This window comes from Salsuginibacillus kocurii DSM 18087 (assembly GCF_000377705.1).
Lineage (GTDB): Bacteria > Bacillota > Bacilli > Bacillales > Marinococcaceae > Salsuginibacillus > Salsuginibacillus kocurii.
Genome location: NZ_KB898625.1, coordinates 165400 through 181617, shown reverse-complemented (window position 1 = coordinate 181617; position 16218 = coordinate 165400). Strand labels below are relative to the sequence as shown.

18 protein-coding genes are annotated in these 16218 nt (G+C 45.3%); 14 read left to right on the top strand and 4 right to left on the bottom strand.

Annotated features, from left to right (window positions below; translation table 11 throughout):
* Positions 1-332: 332 nt before the first annotated feature.
* The 8 genes from D469_RS0107540 (at position 333) to D469_RS0107500 (ending at position 5706) form a co-directional block, all read left to right on the top strand.
* Positions 333-827, top strand: a complete 495-nt coding sequence (locus tag D469_RS0107540) for a L,D-transpeptidase family protein (RefSeq protein WP_018922777.1) — start codon at positions 333-335, stop codon at positions 825-827.
* A 580-nt stretch (positions 828-1407) separates the two neighbouring features.
* Complete coding sequence (locus tag D469_RS0107535; RefSeq protein ID WP_018922776.1) at positions 1408-2544, top strand: YecA family protein; 1137 nt, start codon at positions 1408-1410, stop codon at positions 2542-2544.
* Between the two features lie 376 nt (positions 2545-2920).
* Positions 2921-3664: a hypothetical protein gene (locus D469_RS0107530; protein ID WP_018922775.1), complete on the top strand. Its 744-nt coding sequence runs from the start codon at positions 2921-2923 to the stop codon at positions 3662-3664.
* Complete coding sequence (locus D469_RS0107525; protein ID WP_018922774.1) at positions 3661-4245, top strand: hypothetical protein; 585 nt, start codon at positions 3661-3663, stop codon at positions 4243-4245. The genes D469_RS0107530 and D469_RS0107525 overlap by 4 nt, the downstream gene beginning before the upstream one ends.
* 86 nt (positions 4246-4331) lie before the next feature.
* The gene (locus D469_RS0107520) at positions 4332-4532 is read left to right on the top strand and encodes a hypothetical protein (protein ID WP_156816930.1); all 201 of its coding nucleotides are present in this window, start codon (positions 4332-4334) and stop codon (positions 4530-4532) included.
* 143 nt (positions 4533-4675) lie between these two features.
* Positions 4676-4876: a hypothetical protein gene (locus D469_RS0107515; protein ID WP_018922772.1), complete on the top strand. Its 201-nt coding sequence runs from the start codon at positions 4676-4678 to the stop codon at positions 4874-4876.
* Between the two features lie 32 nt (positions 4877-4908).
* Positions 4909-5067 (top strand): hypothetical protein, encoded by a 159-nt coding sequence (locus tag D469_RS22010; RefSeq protein WP_018922771.1) that lies wholly within the window; start codon positions 4909-4911, stop codon positions 5065-5067.
* 294 nt (positions 5068-5361) lie between these two features.
* Positions 5362-5706: a hypothetical protein gene (locus D469_RS0107500; RefSeq protein WP_018922769.1), complete on the top strand. Its 345-nt coding sequence runs from the start codon at positions 5362-5364 to the stop codon at positions 5704-5706.
* A gap of 625 nt (positions 5707-6331) precedes the next feature.
* Here D469_RS0107500 and D469_RS0107490 read toward each other — a convergent pair.
* Together D469_RS0107490 and D469_RS0107485 are read right to left on the bottom strand one after the other, a co-directional pair.
* Positions 6332-7558 carry a zinc-dependent alcohol dehydrogenase gene (locus D469_RS0107490; protein WP_018922767.1) on the bottom strand — a complete coding sequence of 409 codons (1227 nt, stop codon included), beginning with the start codon at positions 7556-7558 and terminating at the stop codon, positions 6332-6334.
* A 410-nt stretch (positions 7559-7968) separates the two neighbouring features.
* A complete protein-coding gene (locus tag D469_RS0107485; RefSeq protein WP_018922766.1) occupies positions 7969-9060 on the bottom strand; it encodes a class II aldolase/adducin family protein in 1092 nt (363 codons plus the stop codon).
* Positions 9061-9206: 146 nt separating this feature from the next.
* Between D469_RS0107485 and D469_RS19855 the strand changes: the two genes are divergently transcribed.
* The 6 genes from D469_RS19855 to D469_RS22680 all read left to right on the top strand — a co-directional run bounded on the left by D469_RS19855 (position 9207) and on the right by D469_RS22680 (position 12873).
* Entirely contained in the window at positions 9207-9833 is a 627-nt protein-coding gene (locus D469_RS19855) for a lysophospholipid acyltransferase family protein (protein ID WP_018922765.1), read from the top strand.
* Between the two features lie 69 nt (positions 9834-9902).
* The gene (locus D469_RS0107475; protein ID WP_018922764.1) at positions 9903-10787 is read left to right on the top strand and encodes a diacylglycerol/lipid kinase family protein; all 885 of its coding nucleotides are present in this window, start codon (positions 9903-9905) and stop codon (positions 10785-10787) included.
* 86 nt (positions 10788-10873) lie between these two features.
* Complete coding sequence (locus D469_RS0107470) at positions 10874-11356, top strand: YqeG family HAD IIIA-type phosphatase (RefSeq protein ID WP_018922763.1); 483 nt, start codon at positions 10874-10876, stop codon at positions 11354-11356.
* 432 nt (positions 11357-11788) lie between these two features.
* Positions 11789-12172 carry an S-layer homology domain-containing protein gene (locus tag D469_RS21020; RefSeq protein WP_018922761.1) on the top strand — a complete coding sequence of 128 codons (384 nt, stop codon included), beginning with the start codon at positions 11789-11791 and terminating at the stop codon, positions 12170-12172.
* A 6-nt stretch (positions 12173-12178) separates the two neighbouring features.
* Positions 12179-12679 (top strand): S-layer homology domain-containing protein, encoded by a 501-nt coding sequence (locus D469_RS21015; RefSeq protein ID WP_026286152.1) that lies wholly within the window; start codon positions 12179-12181, stop codon positions 12677-12679.
* Between the two features lie 68 nt (positions 12680-12747).
* Positions 12748-12873 (top strand): hypothetical protein, encoded by a 126-nt coding sequence (locus tag D469_RS22680; protein WP_018922760.1) that lies wholly within the window; start codon positions 12748-12750, stop codon positions 12871-12873.
* A gap of 469 nt (positions 12874-13342) precedes the next feature.
* Here the strand turns inward: D469_RS22680 and D469_RS0107440 are convergent, their stop codons facing one another.
* Both D469_RS0107440 and D469_RS0107435 read right to left on the bottom strand, forming a co-directional pair.
* Complete coding sequence (locus D469_RS0107440; RefSeq protein ID WP_169577113.1) at positions 13343-14827, bottom strand: alkaline phosphatase family protein; 1485 nt, start codon at positions 14825-14827, stop codon at positions 13343-13345.
* A gap of 459 nt (positions 14828-15286) precedes the next feature.
* Positions 15287-16186, bottom strand: coding sequence for a diacylglycerol/lipid kinase family protein (locus D469_RS0107435; protein ID WP_018922757.1), 900 nt, complete (start codon positions 16184-16186; stop codon positions 15287-15289).
* Positions 16187-16218: the final 32 nt, after the last annotated feature.

Here is a 16218-nt window from a genome sequence, read left to right as displayed (position 1 = left end):
GAGAGGAGTGTCTGCGCAACGGAAGGCACTCACTGTGCAATGAAGAAGAGCGAATGTGCAACACCCCCCTGAAAAATAAGAAAACATTTTCACCGCCGCATTACGAACCCCACTCGGCACTCAAATCTTTCGACGCCGCACCCCCTCGCCGTTCCCCCGCATTAAACCCCAAACTCTCTATCTGGGTATCTGTCATAATCCCCTTCATTTTCCCAAGCTATAAACCGGTCCCACCCTGCCCCCGCAGGCTTTATGCCGAAGTATATTTCCCCGAAGGAAACACTTTTCAACATTCGCATAGAATGCAACTAAACCCTTTGGAGGTGGTTGTTTTGCTCCACACGGTCCAACCCGGCGAAACGCTGACACAAATTTCAAGGGATTACCGCACGCCCCTGCCCGATATCCTTGAAGCCAACCCGATGATTGATCCAAATTTGATTTATCCCGGCCAACCGCTCGTTATACCAGGTTTTCCTGATCCCCACACTCTTCCATATCAGATTGAAGTCTCCATCAACAATCGCCGGCTGTGGTTATTTCGAGAGGGTGTTCTGCAAAGAGAGTACCCGATTGCAGTCGGAAGAATACTGTTTGAAACACCAATTGGAGATTTTATCATTATTAATAAAGCCCCCAACCCTGGCGGCCCGTTCGGTACCATGTGGATGAGCTTGTCCAAACAGCATTACGGTATCCACGGCACAGATGATCCGGCTTCCATTGGTCACGCGGTATCAAGAGGGTGTATTCGTATGTTTAATCACGATGTCGAGGAATTGGCAAGCATTGTTCCAATCGGCACACCGGTTTCGATACAGCCATAATTCTGTTTGGGGGACAGCGATGAGAGTTCGTTCCATTGGGGCTCCAGGGGTCTCTTTATAAATGGGCTTCATGAAAATATAGTAGGGAAATGCCATCTTTAGAGTGTTTCCATAAATGAGAGTGCAGGGGATCTTCTGCCAACGAGTAGGCCCGCCCGTTAATGGCCAGAGCTACCTACCTGGCAGATGGCTAAGCAAACATTTCTCGTCACTGTGCAAGCGGAAGGTGCCATTTTGCAATCAGAGAACTTTATTCCTCAACCATAGCCCCTCACAGTGCAACAAACTAGGTTCACTGCGCAATGCTCCTCCACTCTCGACACGCCGCACCCTCTAACCGAGATTCCACTAACCATCCCTAAACCTCCCAACATCTCCCGAAGTCTTCTAACACTCACACAGTAATCGGCCGGGCGCGAGACGCAAAACTGCCCCTTTTCCCGCAATACCTTCAACATTTGACAAAAATCTATCATCTTTCTACACTTATTCTGCCAATACTTTCCGACATGATTCCCATGACATCCCTATTAATTCGCGCTACAATAGGCATAGCTACCCTTAAAAAGGAGGTCCATTCATGGCAATTGGACGAAATGAACCGTGTCCATGCGGCAGCGGCAAAAAATATAAAAAATGCTGTGCAAACACAGACACACCAAGTATCGACCAGCTTGTAAAAAAAGATATTAAAGAGATTGTGACAAGGTATTTAGAACACGCGGAGCACAAACTGAAGTTTGATGTGGAAGCGAATCAGCTTAAGCAGCAGGAATGGAAGAAGTTCAGCGACATTGGAGTGGAAGACCGTGACACGCAGCATTCGATCTTTCTCACCTGGTATGCGCTGATTTTAAACCGGGAAAAATGGCAAGATTTCTTACATAGCGAGCAGAAAAATATCACCCGCAAGCGTACAAAAGAAGCTATGAAACAATTAGAACATACGAAGATTCTGATTGGCTCTATCGATGACTTGGCTTCTGATTATATCAAGCTGACGAATTGGACGGATAACGAAAGCGTAACTCTTTACCAAATCGACCGGTTAGAAACAGAAGAAGACGCCTCTTCTGTTCTTACCATTGCGGCCCCATACAGAGACGGTTGGCTTTCACTACCGGCACCGCTCATTCAACCTATTCCTTATGAAACCTTTGAGTCTGACTTAACCGAAGATTTCAACCAAAGCGGACAGCCGGACCGGCAGGCCTACGCTGATTCCCACTTCTTTGATATGCAGCTAACGATGGTGCTTTCATATGTAGAAAAAGAGGCAGACCAAACGCATACTGAGGAGCAACCACAAACGGAAGTCGCTAACGCTAGCGACTATGCATATCAATTTGACCTGGATATCACCATGTACAATGAGGCGTTACAACACCTGGCTGAATTCCTTGACACGGACATCGATGCAAACGAACAGCATAACCTTTATTACCTGATCGACATCGTGGCCGACTACCTGCGCGACAAACAGCCGAATATGCGCAAGCCCGCCGCCTGCGCAGCCGCCGTCATTAACAATATGAAAGACTTGGACACCAACCAAACCCTCCAGCTTACGCAAAAAGAACTCGGTGAACGCTTCTCCGTCTCGCCGAACACGATCTCAAGACTTACCAAAGATATGGAAGAGACCGTCTACGCATACGTACAAGCCAACCCGGACCGCTTTCCCGCCAGCCCGCAGCAAGTAGGCGGCGCGTCGTAATTATTCGACGGCTTAAGGGACCGGACGTGTGAAGTGAAAGAGAATATGTAGAAGGTATAACGAACCCGACCTAGGAAGAGCCAGGTCGGGTTCTACTCATTTAAAAGATCATCAATCTTCTGGTCACATATCTCTGGGATTCATTTCTCGAGGGATTTCTTTAAAATACACTTGAAGAGCTTTAACCATTCCACCACCTCTGGAACAGCATATGATCAAGTTAGGTTGTCCAATGTCAAAGGACAAATTTTGATTAAACATTTAAACCCAGCAACTCCCACCCTCATGACATCCTGCTCCCATCGCGGTACAATAAGTCTAGCTTGTTCTCCAATATTATCAATTTTTTAAATGCTGCTAAAAATGAGGAATGCCTATGCTGCAGTCTATTTTACACGGGAAGGTGCCGTCTGTACTTGTGCGGAGTGAGGATGTGCTTACGTCTTCGGTGTTTGGTTTGTTGTCTTATATATCGTCGCCTGCTCTTTTGGTGGACATGCTTGCCCAGGTGGAGCCTGTGCTTGGGGAGCGGCCGTTTCAGGTTAAGCCGGTTACGCAGGTGGAATTCCATTTTTGGCCGCGGCTGCACACCTCAGAGCCGGATCTTGTATTGGTTTTTTGCCATGAGGATGATACTTATACCCTCACTGCGATAGAAGCGAAGTATTTATCGCCTAAATCAAGTCTTGAAAAGTGGGAGGTTCCGGCGGAGGATCGCTCTGCGGCTGGCCGGGACCAATTAGTGAAACAAATGCAGGATTTGCAGCTTCTAGAGACGCGCCGCCTGTTTGCTATTCCGGAAAAGGCCGCTGTACAGTATGCCATGTATTATGTAACGAACGACCATATTGCGCCCGGCACCGATTTAAATGAAACCATACGGGCTATGCCGAAAGATTTAGCGATGAGCATGACGCTGGCCTGGTTCGATTGGGCTTATATTTATGAAGCTGTTTTGCGGGATCGTAAACGTTCTCTCCAAGATGAAAAAATTAAACGTGACCTCAAACAGCTTTGTGAGAGCCTGGAATTTACGCGGTTTGGAGGATTCCGGCATATTAAGAGCGTCCAAAAAGCCACCTGGAAGATTGCTGAAGGGGAAAGGAAGAAGCAGGGATGAATGAAGAGCAAAACATGATGCAGTCGATTCAAAATGTACGGGAGCTTGCCTATCAATCCAAGCAGTTGTTAAAAGAAACTGATCGAATCATGGAGAAAAACGGATATGAACCGCTGCGGGGCACGCGTGTATATGCCAAGTGGAACGATAACTTAAATGAAAGGTACCAAGAAAACCGCTCCTTTCTCCCTCCCTTTATGGCCCGTTATTACATCTTGTCGGACGGACCAGCTGATAAAAACCGCGTAACGATTTTCGGTATCACCGTCCAGCTGTATCATGCCTCATTGCCTGATTTGCCGCCTCTTTTTATCGGGGGACGGATTGAGATGGACCATGTGCCGGGGTACGATCGTGAAATTGAAAGTCATTGGCTGAAAGCAGCCCTGTTAGACCGCGAACACCGAGGCGATTTCACATATGATGAAACATTTTACAAAAGTAGCCGCGTAGTTGAAAAAGAAGATCTTCATAATGTCACCGCTGAAGTTATGGCGACATCCCTTCTTTCAATCCAGTCGGTAGAGGAAATTGAAAGATTCATGACTTTGATGCTTACGTCATGGCAATCTACAAAATAAAAAGTTTCCAGCTACATATGCTCGACCGCTCCACCATGCTACACTTAAAGAAAGCTAAAATAGTCATAGTTCGAGGTGCTGTGCAGATGAACTGGTTATTATTGATCTCTGTTATTATCATTATTATTGGAGCGGTGGTCACATTTATGTTGACAAAGCTCACTAGCTCGGAGCATCAGAAATATAGCAGCAGTGGCAGTGAGAAGAATATGGTGATTTATTATCTCATTTTGATGCCGGTGTTGTTTATTCTAGCCGTTATCGTGGCCGCTGTTCTATTAATTTAAACAGGCGCGGAAGCCTGTGCCTTAAGAAAGCTTATTCAATTTAGACATCTCTATGACGAAATAGCACACTGCGGGCATTCGCATTCAGGCTGTGTTATTCTAATGAACGAATACATACCCCAATAATAGAGGTGCTTACTACGATGAGCTGGTTCATTTTTTTCGCTGTTGTAATTAGTATTATTTCAACAGTGGTTACGGTGTTAGTTATTAAATTGACGCAGGCACAGGCGACAAAGTCAGACAGCCAATTAAATGAAAAAAAGATGCTGATTGCACTTATGGCTGTGCTCCCGGTCGGATTTATATTTGTAGTAATGGTCGCTATTATGTTGATGATTTGATGGTGAAGGAGTACGTTAATGGAGGCCGCTTCATGGATAATATCATCTATCAACTCAACATTACGTTGCGTGATATTAAGCCACCTGTTTGGCGGAGAATAGAAGAGCCTAGCACGGCGACATTTTTACCAATTGCATCAGTTGGTTCAAGCGACGATGGGCTAGATGGATGTCCATCTGCACAATTTTGAAGTAGACGGACGCTACCGGAATTTGGGGGCGAGAGCTTATATTGCCGCAAGACCAGGAAGATGAGGACGCATTTGTAGGAAAGGTCGATATTACCGATCCTGACCACTTTCAGAAGATATTCTTTCCTAAGACAAAATTAACCGAGGATTACGTGATTCTAGCGGATTTTTTGCAGAAAGAAAAGGATAAAACGCAGGGTTACTGAAAGGATTACGATGAAACACTATCTCACTATGATATTAACTGGCATTTACGCCTGCTTATTGCTCTCCTGCGCTCCGGTTCAGGAGGAGATGGAGATCCTCGATGAGATAGAAGCGATTTCCATTTCTCATTCTATCGGCTATGGCGGAGTTAATAGTGATTTTTTTGCCGAAGTCACCGAAGCAGATGATATTCAGTTGTTTAAAACTGCCATGGTCGAAGCAGAGCGAGCGGAAGGGATAGCGGAGGATTTTCAAGCTATGCCAGATTACGATCTCCTCATTGAATACGAAAACGGTGAAACGCACCTGCTGAACGTTTTGCTAGGAGATGTGCATGAGCCGATGGCCTTAGTTTATGTCGGCCATGAGCATAACGTATTTTTTGTACAGCAGGGTGAAAGTGAGGCGCTCTTGGCAGAAGGGTGGTTTTAACGGCAGCACGCGGCAGGGGAGAACTTTATTTTCCTCTAGCTTTAAGCGCCCGGGGCTGTCTCAAAAGCCTTAGGAAAGTAATTAAAAGCCGTTGTGGTGGCTGCTCCTCACAACGGCTTTTTGATGATGCTCTTCATGGTAACGGCGTCCGTCGTCCAACTACGTATATGTTAGGAAGTTGTCGGCGAAGAAACTAATAAATTGTTAGCGAAAGCTGTAATGCCAAAGGTGTATTTGAAGAATTTGGAATATGAAATAAATGATGCTTCTATAGAAGATTGGGAAGTAGCCCTATTGTTATTTATTTATATTATGGAAATAAGCAGGCATTGGATAGACTTTGGCGTTGCCTAACAGGGAGCGATAGTACAAGAAGCTATAACTGCTCTTGTTCAACAAACGAAAGCTTTAGTTGAAACAGGATAGTGAATTTTAGGAAAAAACGCCCAGAATAGAATATATCTGAGCGTTTTTCTTGCTATTTACAATGCGAATTTACTGGCGAAATGTTTGTTAATTAGTATGATATTCATACTGTTATTACGATTTTTCTCCCCCAAACACTGAACCCGTTAGCTTTGTTACAGGAGGGCTTTTAAGAGGAAAGAGTAGCATTATCTTTCAATTACGGCGCAAACACTACTTTCATGGTGTTTTTGTTACTTTTGTTGGCGGCAGCATCGAGCGCTTCGTGATAGTTTTCGAGCGCGAAGGTGTGGGTGAGGAGCGGTGCAAGATCAACTTTCCCGGCAGCGATTAATTCAACTGCAATCTGCAAGGTCCGTTTTTTCTCGCCTTTGTACGTGTCGGTACCGTAGGCGAAGCTGCCTTTGATGTCTAACTCATTTAACCAGACCATCGTTAAATCCATGTTGTCTACGAAGTTCGCGAGTCCTAACAATGACACTTTCCCACCGCGCTTGGCGAAACGAAGCGCATCATCTAAGCTTTTTTTATTCCCGACACATTCGTATATCACGTCAGCACCGCCGTGTACAATCGGCTCGCCGATTACCGGCTTAAGCACATCCGCTTGAAAGGTGTTGGCGGCCGTAGATATGTAATCCTTGTCCTTTGATAAAAAAATGATGTCGTCCGCGCCAAAGTGACGGGCAAGTTCCGCCTGAAAGTCGTATTTGACCAGCGCCACAATGTTGCAGGTGTACTCGAGAGCACGCAGGGCGGCAACCACACTGATGCCAATCACGCCTGCTCCGATGACGAGCACCGTGTCATCAGGTTCGGGAGGATTCTGCATGACGGTATGTAACGCACAGCTGAACGGTTCAATAAGAACCCCGTTTTCATCTGATACGTGTTCTGGCAGTTTAATGACCTGGCTTTGGTGCGCGACGAGATGACTGCTCCAGCTTCCGCCTGTATCTTTGCACGTCCCGGTTAGAAGCCCTGGTGAAAGGATGCCGGCATTCATGTGCTGGCAAAGGTTATAGTTCCCTTTTTCACATTCTTTGCAAAAAGGAGTGATGCCTCTGGCTTCACATGCTAAGACCGGGTCAATCACGACCCGCTCTCCAACCTCGATCCCGGCTGCCTCTGTGCCGACATATGAAATTTTGCCAACGATTTCATGACCAATCGTAAACGGAAACGATACATAAGGAGAAGTAGCAGGGCTGTCTTTTAATGTAATTAAGTTCAAATCGCTGCCGCAAATGCCGCCGTATGTTACGTTTACTTCCACCCATTCTTCAGTAGGAAGCTGCGGTTTTTCGATATCGCGAAGCTCAAGGCAATTAAAAGGGCCTTTCACATAAAGCGAAGGGTTAAGTTTACCGGCAGCTTTTGTAAATGCGTATTTTGGGAGATGTAAGTCAAACTGAATTGCTTTCATGCCAACCTCCATTTTGCCAATCAAAAGTGCGCTGAAATCGAACGTAGCTTGATTCGCCGTCGAAAATATATTGGTATAATAAATCGCAGAGCAACAAAGACTGTATGTGTTAAAGTTTGAGGGGGCTGTCCAAAAAGGGCAGCCCCTTTTCTAGTTATCATATAAAAACTGGGGGTTTCCGTTTGCGCCGTTGCCAAACACAGAGGGGGGCCTGCACGACGCCGTGCCCATTGGCGATGACACGGCACTTCATACTCATGCACCGCACTCGAACACCGTCACGCGGCACTAATATAGCGTCACGCCGCACTCCGTACTCGTCACTGTGCAAGCGAAGGGCGGGGCTGCGCACCCGCTCCATTTTTTACCGCTTTACAAAGGCATTTGAGACAGCCCCCATGTTAAACAAGTTAATGCATTGGCACTTGTGGAATAATTTTTCCTTCAATCCGATTGAAAATATCATCCAGATCTCTGCCAGTTATAGTAAGGCCGTGATTTTTCAAGCCGATGACCGCACGCGAGGGGTCTTCCGATTCTTTTACTAATCGAGCTACGGTTTCAGCTAATTCAACCGTGCCGCACGGGTAGTTAATCTCTGTAGCTTCCACGTTGTCCATCCAAGCATGGATATGAACAATGGCTCCTACCTCCGGATGCTCTTTATAAATCATCCAATGCTCAATCGCATCCACTGAAGCTCGCTTTGGTGTAATATTAGGTGGAATGCTTACTTTCATTTTATTCTTTTCATAATCATAGCCGGAGATGTGGAGGAAGTCTTTTCCTACTTCACTCATTTGTGATTTATCAATGCCGCTTGCACTCATCCAAAAGTTCTCTTCATCTTTTCGGGCGCTCAAGTTACCATAGCTTAAGCCGCCGATCCCATATAACTTCTTGAGGTGGCGGATATCTCGCTCTGATAACACGTCTTCGAGTGGGAATGGAGCCGGCAGCAGATTCATCTCATCCAGCTTTTTCCCGGAGGCGCTTAATGAATCGGTAATCTCATCGCCGTTCCAAAGGGATTCTGGCAGATCTTCATAAAAATCATTGTCAATGACCAGTTGCGAAGAAGCAAGCGGTTGCAAACGCTGGTAGATTTGGTCAAACACTTGGTCGTCCTGCTTGTTGTTATCAAAAGACATGCTATAATTCCCTTGTTCAGGGGTTAAAAAATAAAGTTCTGTACTGTCCTCTAGGTGACTTACATACATAAGATGATTAGCAAGGCTTCTTACCAAATAAGGATACGCTTCTTTGTGTACTTCCTGGGGGCGTTCCTCTGTTTCCACAATCGAAACCACAAAGGTGCCTTGTGCCTTTCTGCGATATGGACGAGGAGTCTCCCGGTCCACCACATTGAAGACAAGTTTGATGTCATCTTCGGGTGTGTTAAGGTATTCGTAACCTTCGTTGGCAAATGTTTGTTGGAGCCCGTCAATCAACCATTCTGTAGAAGGATGTTGAGGTTGTCCAATACAAGTAAAGGTACTCATGAAATGATCCCTCCTTATGTATATTGTTGAACTAAAAAGAAAAAATGTAAAGTGTTGGTTGAAAATTCCCATGTTATAGGAATATTATTATCACAGAATCAAAAGTTATTCGCATCTCTAGATTTTTTGTTGGGGGAGGGGAGAACGTGTTCTACCGGTTATTAAAATCAATAGCAAAAATTATTATTCCAATAAAATATAAAGTGGAAATAGAAGGTAAAGAGAAAATGGTTCACGGAGGTCCAATGATCATTTCTTCCAATCATTGTAGTATAGGCGATCCTATTTTAATTAGTTTAATGATGAAAAGAGAAATTCATTTTTTAGCGAAAATTGAGTTGTTCCAGTTTAACTTAGCACGTTGGTTTTTTCACCAGATTAACGCAATTCCTGTTAATCGAAGCAGCGGTGTAGTGATTCGCCCAGTGCGAAAAGCTTTAAACCTTTTAGAAGAAGGCAGGATTGTAGGTGTTTTTCCCGAAGGTACTAGAATTAAAAATGGGAAGTGGGTAGAACCGAAAAAAGGGGTGGCTTTTTTTGCGATGAAAAGTGGAGTGCCTGTATTTCCTGTTGCGGTGCAATATAGCAAAACGAAGTGGGGCTTACGTCAAAAAGCGCTCATTACGGTTGGAGACCCAATCGATGTCTCTACGCTTAACACCGATTATCAAGAAGCAGCTAACTTCATTATGGAGCGATCCCGGAACCTTTTAAACCAACAATCTGTCGAGGCAAACACCGTAACGAAAGAGCAGCATAAGCAAGTTGAATAAACGATGCAGTTGTTCCAATAAACAGATGCTACTTAGACAGGGCGCGGCCGTTGAAAGAAGGGAGTAGAGATGTACGGATGTATTGTAAATAAAGTTTCCGGCAACGGGAAAGGGGATAAGGCGTGGAAACAGGTTGAGCAGGCTCTGCAAGCTGCAGAGTATGCTTATACCGTTCGGTTTACAGAAAGGCCCCAGCATGCGACTGAACTTGTTGAGGAGCTAGTAGAGAAAAAGGTAGAAACAATTATCACCATCGGAGGAGACGGGACCATTCATGAAGTAGCCAATGGGCTTATAGGGAAAGACACAGCACTTGGCCTCATTCCAACCGGGTCAGGGAATGATTTTGCCAGGTGTTTAGGTGTGCCAAACCATTATGGGCAGGCATTTGAGCGTATCGTGGCCAATAAAACAAAGCAAGTAGATGTGCTCGAACTTGAGGATAAGTACTGTCTAACCGTGACGGGGATTGGATTTGACGGCGAAGTTGCCAAAAACGTCAATAGATCCTCGTATAAAAAATACCTTAACCGCTTGCGAGTAGGCGGGCTCTCTTATGTAGTAAGCGTACTGGAAACGCTTCGTACATATCAGCCGACAACGGTAACGATCACAGTTGATGGTAACGAAATGAATTTTACGGATGTGTGGCTTGTGGCGGTAGCGAATGCCCCGAATTATGGTGGCGGGGTAATGATTTGTCCGGATGCGACCCCTGAAGACGGAATGCTTAACCTCTGCGTTGTACATGGCAGTAGTAAATGGGAACTGCTACGTGTCTTCCCGCAAGCTTACAAAGGCAAGCATACGACAAAAGACTTTGTCACCCTGCTAGAAGGCAAGGAAGTGTTAATCCACTCAGATCCGCCGGTTCATGTGCACAGTGACGGGGAAGAAATGAAAAAAAGTCCACTTCATATTCGTGTTAAAAAAGATGCTCTGCGCGTGCTGTGAGAGCATCTTTTTTATGGCATCGCTTCTTATCTCTCATTATAAACCTTCACGTAAACGGATAAGCTAGCACCAAGGATGTGATCAAGATGGCTGTATTAAAACCTGACTTTGAGCTTCATCACTTTTCGGATATTACGAGTGATTGGCTGAAGCAACACAATATCTCGACCATTTTTTCTGATCTCGATAGTACGTTAGCAGTCCATGACCAGCCTGGAGAACAGGAGGTGAACGAATGGATTCAATCCTTAAGTCACCACGGGGCTCAATTAGTGGTCGTTTCCAATAACAGCGATGAAAGAGTAGATAAATTTTGTGATCCGTTTGGCATTCCCGGGTTTGGTGATTGTAAAAAGCCATCACCTTCCATCATTAAACAACACATGAAAGAGATGAAAGTAGAGCCTGAATCGAGCTTATTTTTAGGCGATCAATTACTAACTGATGTGTGGTGCGGGAAGCGGCTGAAGATGAAAACGGCTCTCGTGAAGCCGATCGGCAGAGAACATGAACCCATCCAAATTGTGTGGAAACGTAAACTTGAGTATTGGATTAAAAAAGGCTGGTAACGTAGCACAAACTACTTGCCCAGCCTGCAGGAGTTTCTTACGATGATTTACATATACCATTGTTACGGAGGGAGGGCACTCCTCTCCGCTAGCTGCGGTGAAGCATATAGGCAAGCTGCCAATGTTTTTTGAAAAACCTCTTGTTCCTGGTAGGAAAGAATACAACCAAGCGTTCTGTCGAAGTGCTGGAATATGATGATGAAGTAGATAAACTCTTTGGGAAATAGGTAGGACACGTGTTGAAATTTTCCTTTAAGAATGCAATGAAATTGTAACTTCATCATGTTGATCTCGACCCATGTAGTAAAAGGGCCTTTCGTTTTAAACACGAGAAGAAACCTGAACTGAAAGTTTCGCATAACGTAAGATGGTGTGTTTTCAGATGTAAACGAGCGAGGCCTTTAATCTCTGCATGTTTTCAGGAGGGATAGTGTGAAGTTATTGAAAACCGGGCTCGTTGTTGGAGCAGTTGCTTTAGTAGTGGCACCAAGCACTGGGGCAGCCGAATCAGGCACGGACTTTACTGATGTGGACGCCACTCACTGGGCCCATGAGGAAATTGAATTTTTAGCAGAGGAAGGAATCATCTCTGGTTTTGGGGATGGTACCTTTCAGCCGGATGAACCGGTGACACGCATTCACACGGCGACGATGGTGACAGAAGCGCTGGGACTGGAGACAGACAATCGACCGGCTCCCGGCTTTACAGATGTTGATGAAAGCGATAATTTATTTGAAGATGTCGCCGCTGTCCATGACGAAGGGATAATTAGCGGCTACGGCGAGCAATTTTTCCCGGAAGATTTATTAACATGAGGCGAAATGGCGGCGATATTAAACCGTTCCTTTTCATTTTCAAGCATCTACCCTGAAGTCGATTTCAACGATGTGAATGAAGATGACTTATTCCATCAAGAAATTGAAACGATCGCTGCGGCTGCCATTGCCACCGGTTACGAAGATGGCACCTTTTTGCAGGACGCTGAAACGACACGGGCTGAATTTTCCGTCTTCTTAGCAAGAGCATTGGACCCTGAGCGCTTTGTCGCAGAAGAAACGGCTTCGCAAGTAGTGGGAGCACTGCAGGCGCAAGATATGGAAGAATTCGCCGAGCATGTTCTTCCGAATGAAGGCGTCCGTTTCTCCCCGTACGCGTATGTAGACACAGAAAATGACCAGGACTTTTCTGCAGAAGAAGCTGCGCAATTGTCAGAAGATGAAACGGTCTATACGTGGGGCGTTTATGACGGACGTGGTAATCCGATTGAATTGACGTATTCTCATTCGTTTATGACAAAGATTATGCCACCGCGGACCACGTAGCGCGCGACGAGCGCCAAGGTTCAGGAAATACGATTGAAAACAGCGATGAAGCGTATCCTGAAGCAACCGTGGTAGAATACCATTTTCCAGCTGATGAGGGGGATCTCAACTGGGGAAGCCTGCGCATTGTGTTAGAACAAGAAGCTGGTGAATGGCATGTAGTTGGTATTATTAATGATGAGTGGACGATTTAAATCGAGGGCCAGCCGCTGGAAGTTGCGGCTGGTTTTTTAAATAAAAATGGACGATTCGACAGGAACATGGACGGTTGGCGTGTGATTTTGGACGGTTTGGGGCAAAATTTGGACGATTCGACAACTTTCTGTTACGTTTCGACAAAACTTTGGACGCTCGGCGCCCTCCCGCTTTCAGATCAATGGTCCCCGTGTCGTAAAGCAAGCGCTTCCGTGTTGCAGCAGTCCACCTATGTGATGACACTTTCAAAAAAGAGAGTTCCGACTCGCAATCTGCGAGCGTAAGCCTCCGCTTTTCTTTTACAGAAAAAGGTCTTATTCTTCGTTTTCTTGCAGGTCAGCTTCTGGAGGAAAAATGTTCTCGTATTCATGGAGAAATAAAGAGTCGACAAGGTCACTTAAAAAGGTCTGGATTTGTTCGCTTTTCTCTTTCATATTTTTGCCCTCCTTACGTGCTGTAGGAAAATGGCTAAGCAGATTGGATCAAGTTTAGTATCCACTTTTTCAGATCGACTATGCGTAAGAAGTCGGGCGCAGCGTCTGTCCCGGTTACGAGCATCGGGATGAAGGAGTCGTTTTTATGAAAGCCACCGTGGCTTGCGCCGTTCGGGTGTTTCGGCGTACTTTCGCTAATAAATTCATGACCCGGTTTGACACTTGTTACGACAAATTCGCCTTCATGAGAGTGTAAAGCACTATGCAGCCGTTTTAATGCATCAGGATAGTCGCCGAACTCGATTACGTTTTCCGTGATGCTTAAATCGAGAAGAGAATGGTCGCCGTCGATCTCCCATGTTTGCTTATATTCATCTTTCATGCTGCCGCCTTCTTTAAATGTAAAGGTTTCGTTGCATTCGCCTTTAATCACATGAATCCAGCCCTCGCTTTTCCAGGCCGCCATTTCCACGCGCGAATCAGTTTGCAATTTTTCTGCAATCTCTGTAACTGGCACTTCGTCTGGCTTTAACGTGTAGATGAAACAGGAGCGCAGGTTGCTGGCCACTACCACTTGGTCATCGTTTTGCACGCCTTTACGTAACTTAGTGATTTTAAGCGGCTGTAATAGTTTTCTAATATCAACGAGGGCTTTGTTTTTATCTTTTTGGACGCCTGATTGCCCGTTATCGCCGATGATAATCCAGATGTAGTTTTTAAGCGCTTCTTCCCAGGAAGGAAATGCGTCCATTAAAGGCTTTAATTGCTTGTCCATATCTTTTATCCCTTTTGTATCCATCGGCCCGCGTTTATGGACATTTTTATCATGGTCGGGTAAGTAGACAAACGAGAAGTCCGGGATGGTATCATTTTTCACCAGGTGGGAAAATTCCTGAATACTAAATTTATTGTTAAATCCGTATTTATTCCAAAGCCGGCTATATTTTTTTAACGGACTCAGATTAGCTAAACGGCCGTACACAAACTTGTCCGCAGCTGAAATTTCAATGTTTTTTTCCAGAGAAACAAACAAACGGATGAGGCTTGGTACCGTAATGGTAGTAGGTACGTTGCCTTTATGCATGAGTGGGTTAATTGAAGCAGAGGTAAGGCCTTGGTCTGCCAGTTCTTCGTGAATGGTTTTTACGTCGGAGCTTAAATGTTCCTGATTCAAGCGGTAGAAGGAGTCATACAAGCAGGTGGAGAGCCCTAATTTCCGCATTTCTAACACGTGGGTGCCGTAATTAATAAGCCGGTTTTCTTTTTGGTTAAACCAGGCGAGCGCCGGAACGCGGTGTTGGTCCGGGTAATGACCGGTGAGCAGCGTACTTTCTACGTTGACCGACATCGTCGGGTACGGCGCGACCACCCGCGGGTAATATTCCCCCCGATCCATAAAGTAAGGAAGGACGGAAAGGTCTTCTTGTTCTAATGCCTGTTGAAATGGTTTATCCATCAGCGTATCAAGCATCACCATAATGACGCCTTTTTTTGGTAGAGTTTCTTGACTGACCATCATAATCATCCTTTACTAAGCAAATAAAAAAGGAAGGCGGTTATCTAACAGATCATTGCCTTTTAACATGTTAAGAATGTATAAGCGCTGAAGGAAACGGTCTACGTGCCACGAAGGCTCAGCCTACGGCATAGACTGTGATTTGCCAAGGTTCCTTTACAAGCTAAGATTTTTAAATTCGTTACAGACGGACGTTTTCTGCAGAGAGCGTAGCAGCCTCCTCGGTAAATCCTCTCCTGCGAGGGGTAAAGTCAGCTCCGTTTTTCTGGTGAGTCGACGTCTTGCGCTTCCTTAGGGTAGGGAAGGCCAATAACGTTTGTGAAAACAGCCAACCGAAAAACGTGTGTGCCAATAGTTGTCGATACGAGTCTTTACATAAGCTTAGTATGAAATAAAGAGAAAGGATTATGTAGAAAAAGGTGACGGGCCATATCCATGCAGGGAAAAAAGGGAGGGGATGTGCTACCGCTCAGGTGTCCCGAATACGCGCAGATGTCCGGGCAGCACATTAAAATGAAACTCTGAAGCGGTTGCTTTGTCGCCGTCCAAATTTATCGGGCTCGCTTCAGGAAGGGTGAAATGACCGGAGCGGATTTTCGTATGCTGAATGACTGAGGAATGCTTCGACAGCTGTAAGAGTTTGGCGGCTAAAGCGAAAAACAGTTTCCAGCGGTTTGTTTTTTTACAGGTGATTAAATGAAAGGCGCCGTCCGGGCGGCTGGAGTTCATAATCAAACGTTCAAATGGACCGACACTGTTTCCGTTCATAATTAAAAATAAAGATAAGTCGCTGAGTTTTTTATCAGTGGAGCTGTTGACTGAAATCGAAGCGGACTGCTTCGTCAACAAAAAGGTCCGTAAAAAGTAAAGGACATAGGCCAGCTCACCAACATAGGATTTTAAGCGTGACGAAGTTTTATAGGTAATATCGGAAAGCCATCCGGCAGAAGCGATGTTGGCAAAATAATTCTCGCCAAATTGGCCGATATCCATCGGCGTGGTCGTTCCGTTTTTAATAACTTCCAATGCCTGTTCGATGGAGGCTGCTCCGATATACTGTGCAAATTCATTGCTTGTCCCAAGTGGGAAGATACCGATGGCAGGGCGATAATCTTCACCTGCAATAAACTGGAGCGTATAGTTAATAGTCCCATCTCCTCCGGCAATAAAGACTGCCTCCCATTTGGCACGACAGGCCGATTGAAGCCATTGGCTGCTTTCTTTTTCACAGCCTGGTTTTAGCTGATGGACGGTCACATCATAACCAAGTGACGACAGCTTCTCTAAAATCAGCGGAAACCTTTTATGCACGCGCTTTTTCCCAGCATATGGATTATAGATCAGCAAGGCTCGTTTACGCATCTGTTTTACCTCTACTTAAGAAAGTTTAGCTA

Coding starts and splice junctions, on each gene's coding strand:
- D469_RS0107485 (WP_018922766.1), bottom strand. CDS start 9,060: ATGAGTACCTTTACTTGTATTGGACAACCTCAACATCCTTCTACAGAA.
- D469_RS21015 (WP_026286152.1), top strand. CDS start 12,179: ATGGCGGCGATATTAAACCGTTCCTTTTCATTTTCAAGCATCTACCCT.
- D469_RS0107520 (WP_156816930.1), top strand. CDS start 4,332: ATGAACTGGTTATTATTGATCTCTGTTATTATCATTATTATTGGAGCG.
- D469_RS0107525 (WP_018922774.1), top strand. CDS start 3,661: ATGAATGAAGAGCAAAACATGATGCAGTCGATTCAAAATGTACGGGAG.
- D469_RS0107500 (WP_018922769.1), top strand. CDS start 5,362: ATGGAGATCCTCGATGAGATAGAAGCGATTTCCATTTCTCATTCTATC.
- D469_RS0107530 (WP_018922775.1), top strand. CDS start 2,921: ATGCTGCAGTCTATTTTACACGGGAAGGTGCCGTCTGTACTTGTGCGG.
- D469_RS0107490 (WP_018922767.1), bottom strand. CDS start 7,558: ATGAAAGCAATTCAGTTTGACTTACATCTCCCAAAATACGCATTTACA.
- D469_RS0107435 (WP_018922757.1), bottom strand. CDS start 16,186: ATGCGTAAACGAGCCTTGCTGATCTATAATCCATATGCTGGGAAAAAG.
- D469_RS0107535 (WP_018922776.1), top strand. CDS start 1,408: ATGGCAATTGGACGAAATGAACCGTGTCCATGCGGCAGCGGCAAAAAA.
- D469_RS0107475 (WP_018922764.1), top strand. CDS start 9,903: ATGTACGGATGTATTGTAAATAAAGTTTCCGGCAACGGGAAAGGGGAT.
- D469_RS0107440 (WP_169577113.1), bottom strand. CDS start 14,827: ATGATGGTCAGTCAAGAAACTCTACCAAAAAAAGGCGTCATTATGGTG.
- D469_RS0107515 (WP_018922772.1), top strand. CDS start 4,676: ATGAGCTGGTTCATTTTTTTCGCTGTTGTAATTAGTATTATTTCAACA.
- D469_RS22010 (WP_018922771.1), top strand. CDS start 4,909: ATGGATAATATCATCTATCAACTCAACATTACGTTGCGTGATATTAAG.
- D469_RS0107470 (WP_018922763.1), top strand. CDS start 10,874: ATGGCTGTATTAAAACCTGACTTTGAGCTTCATCACTTTTCGGATATT.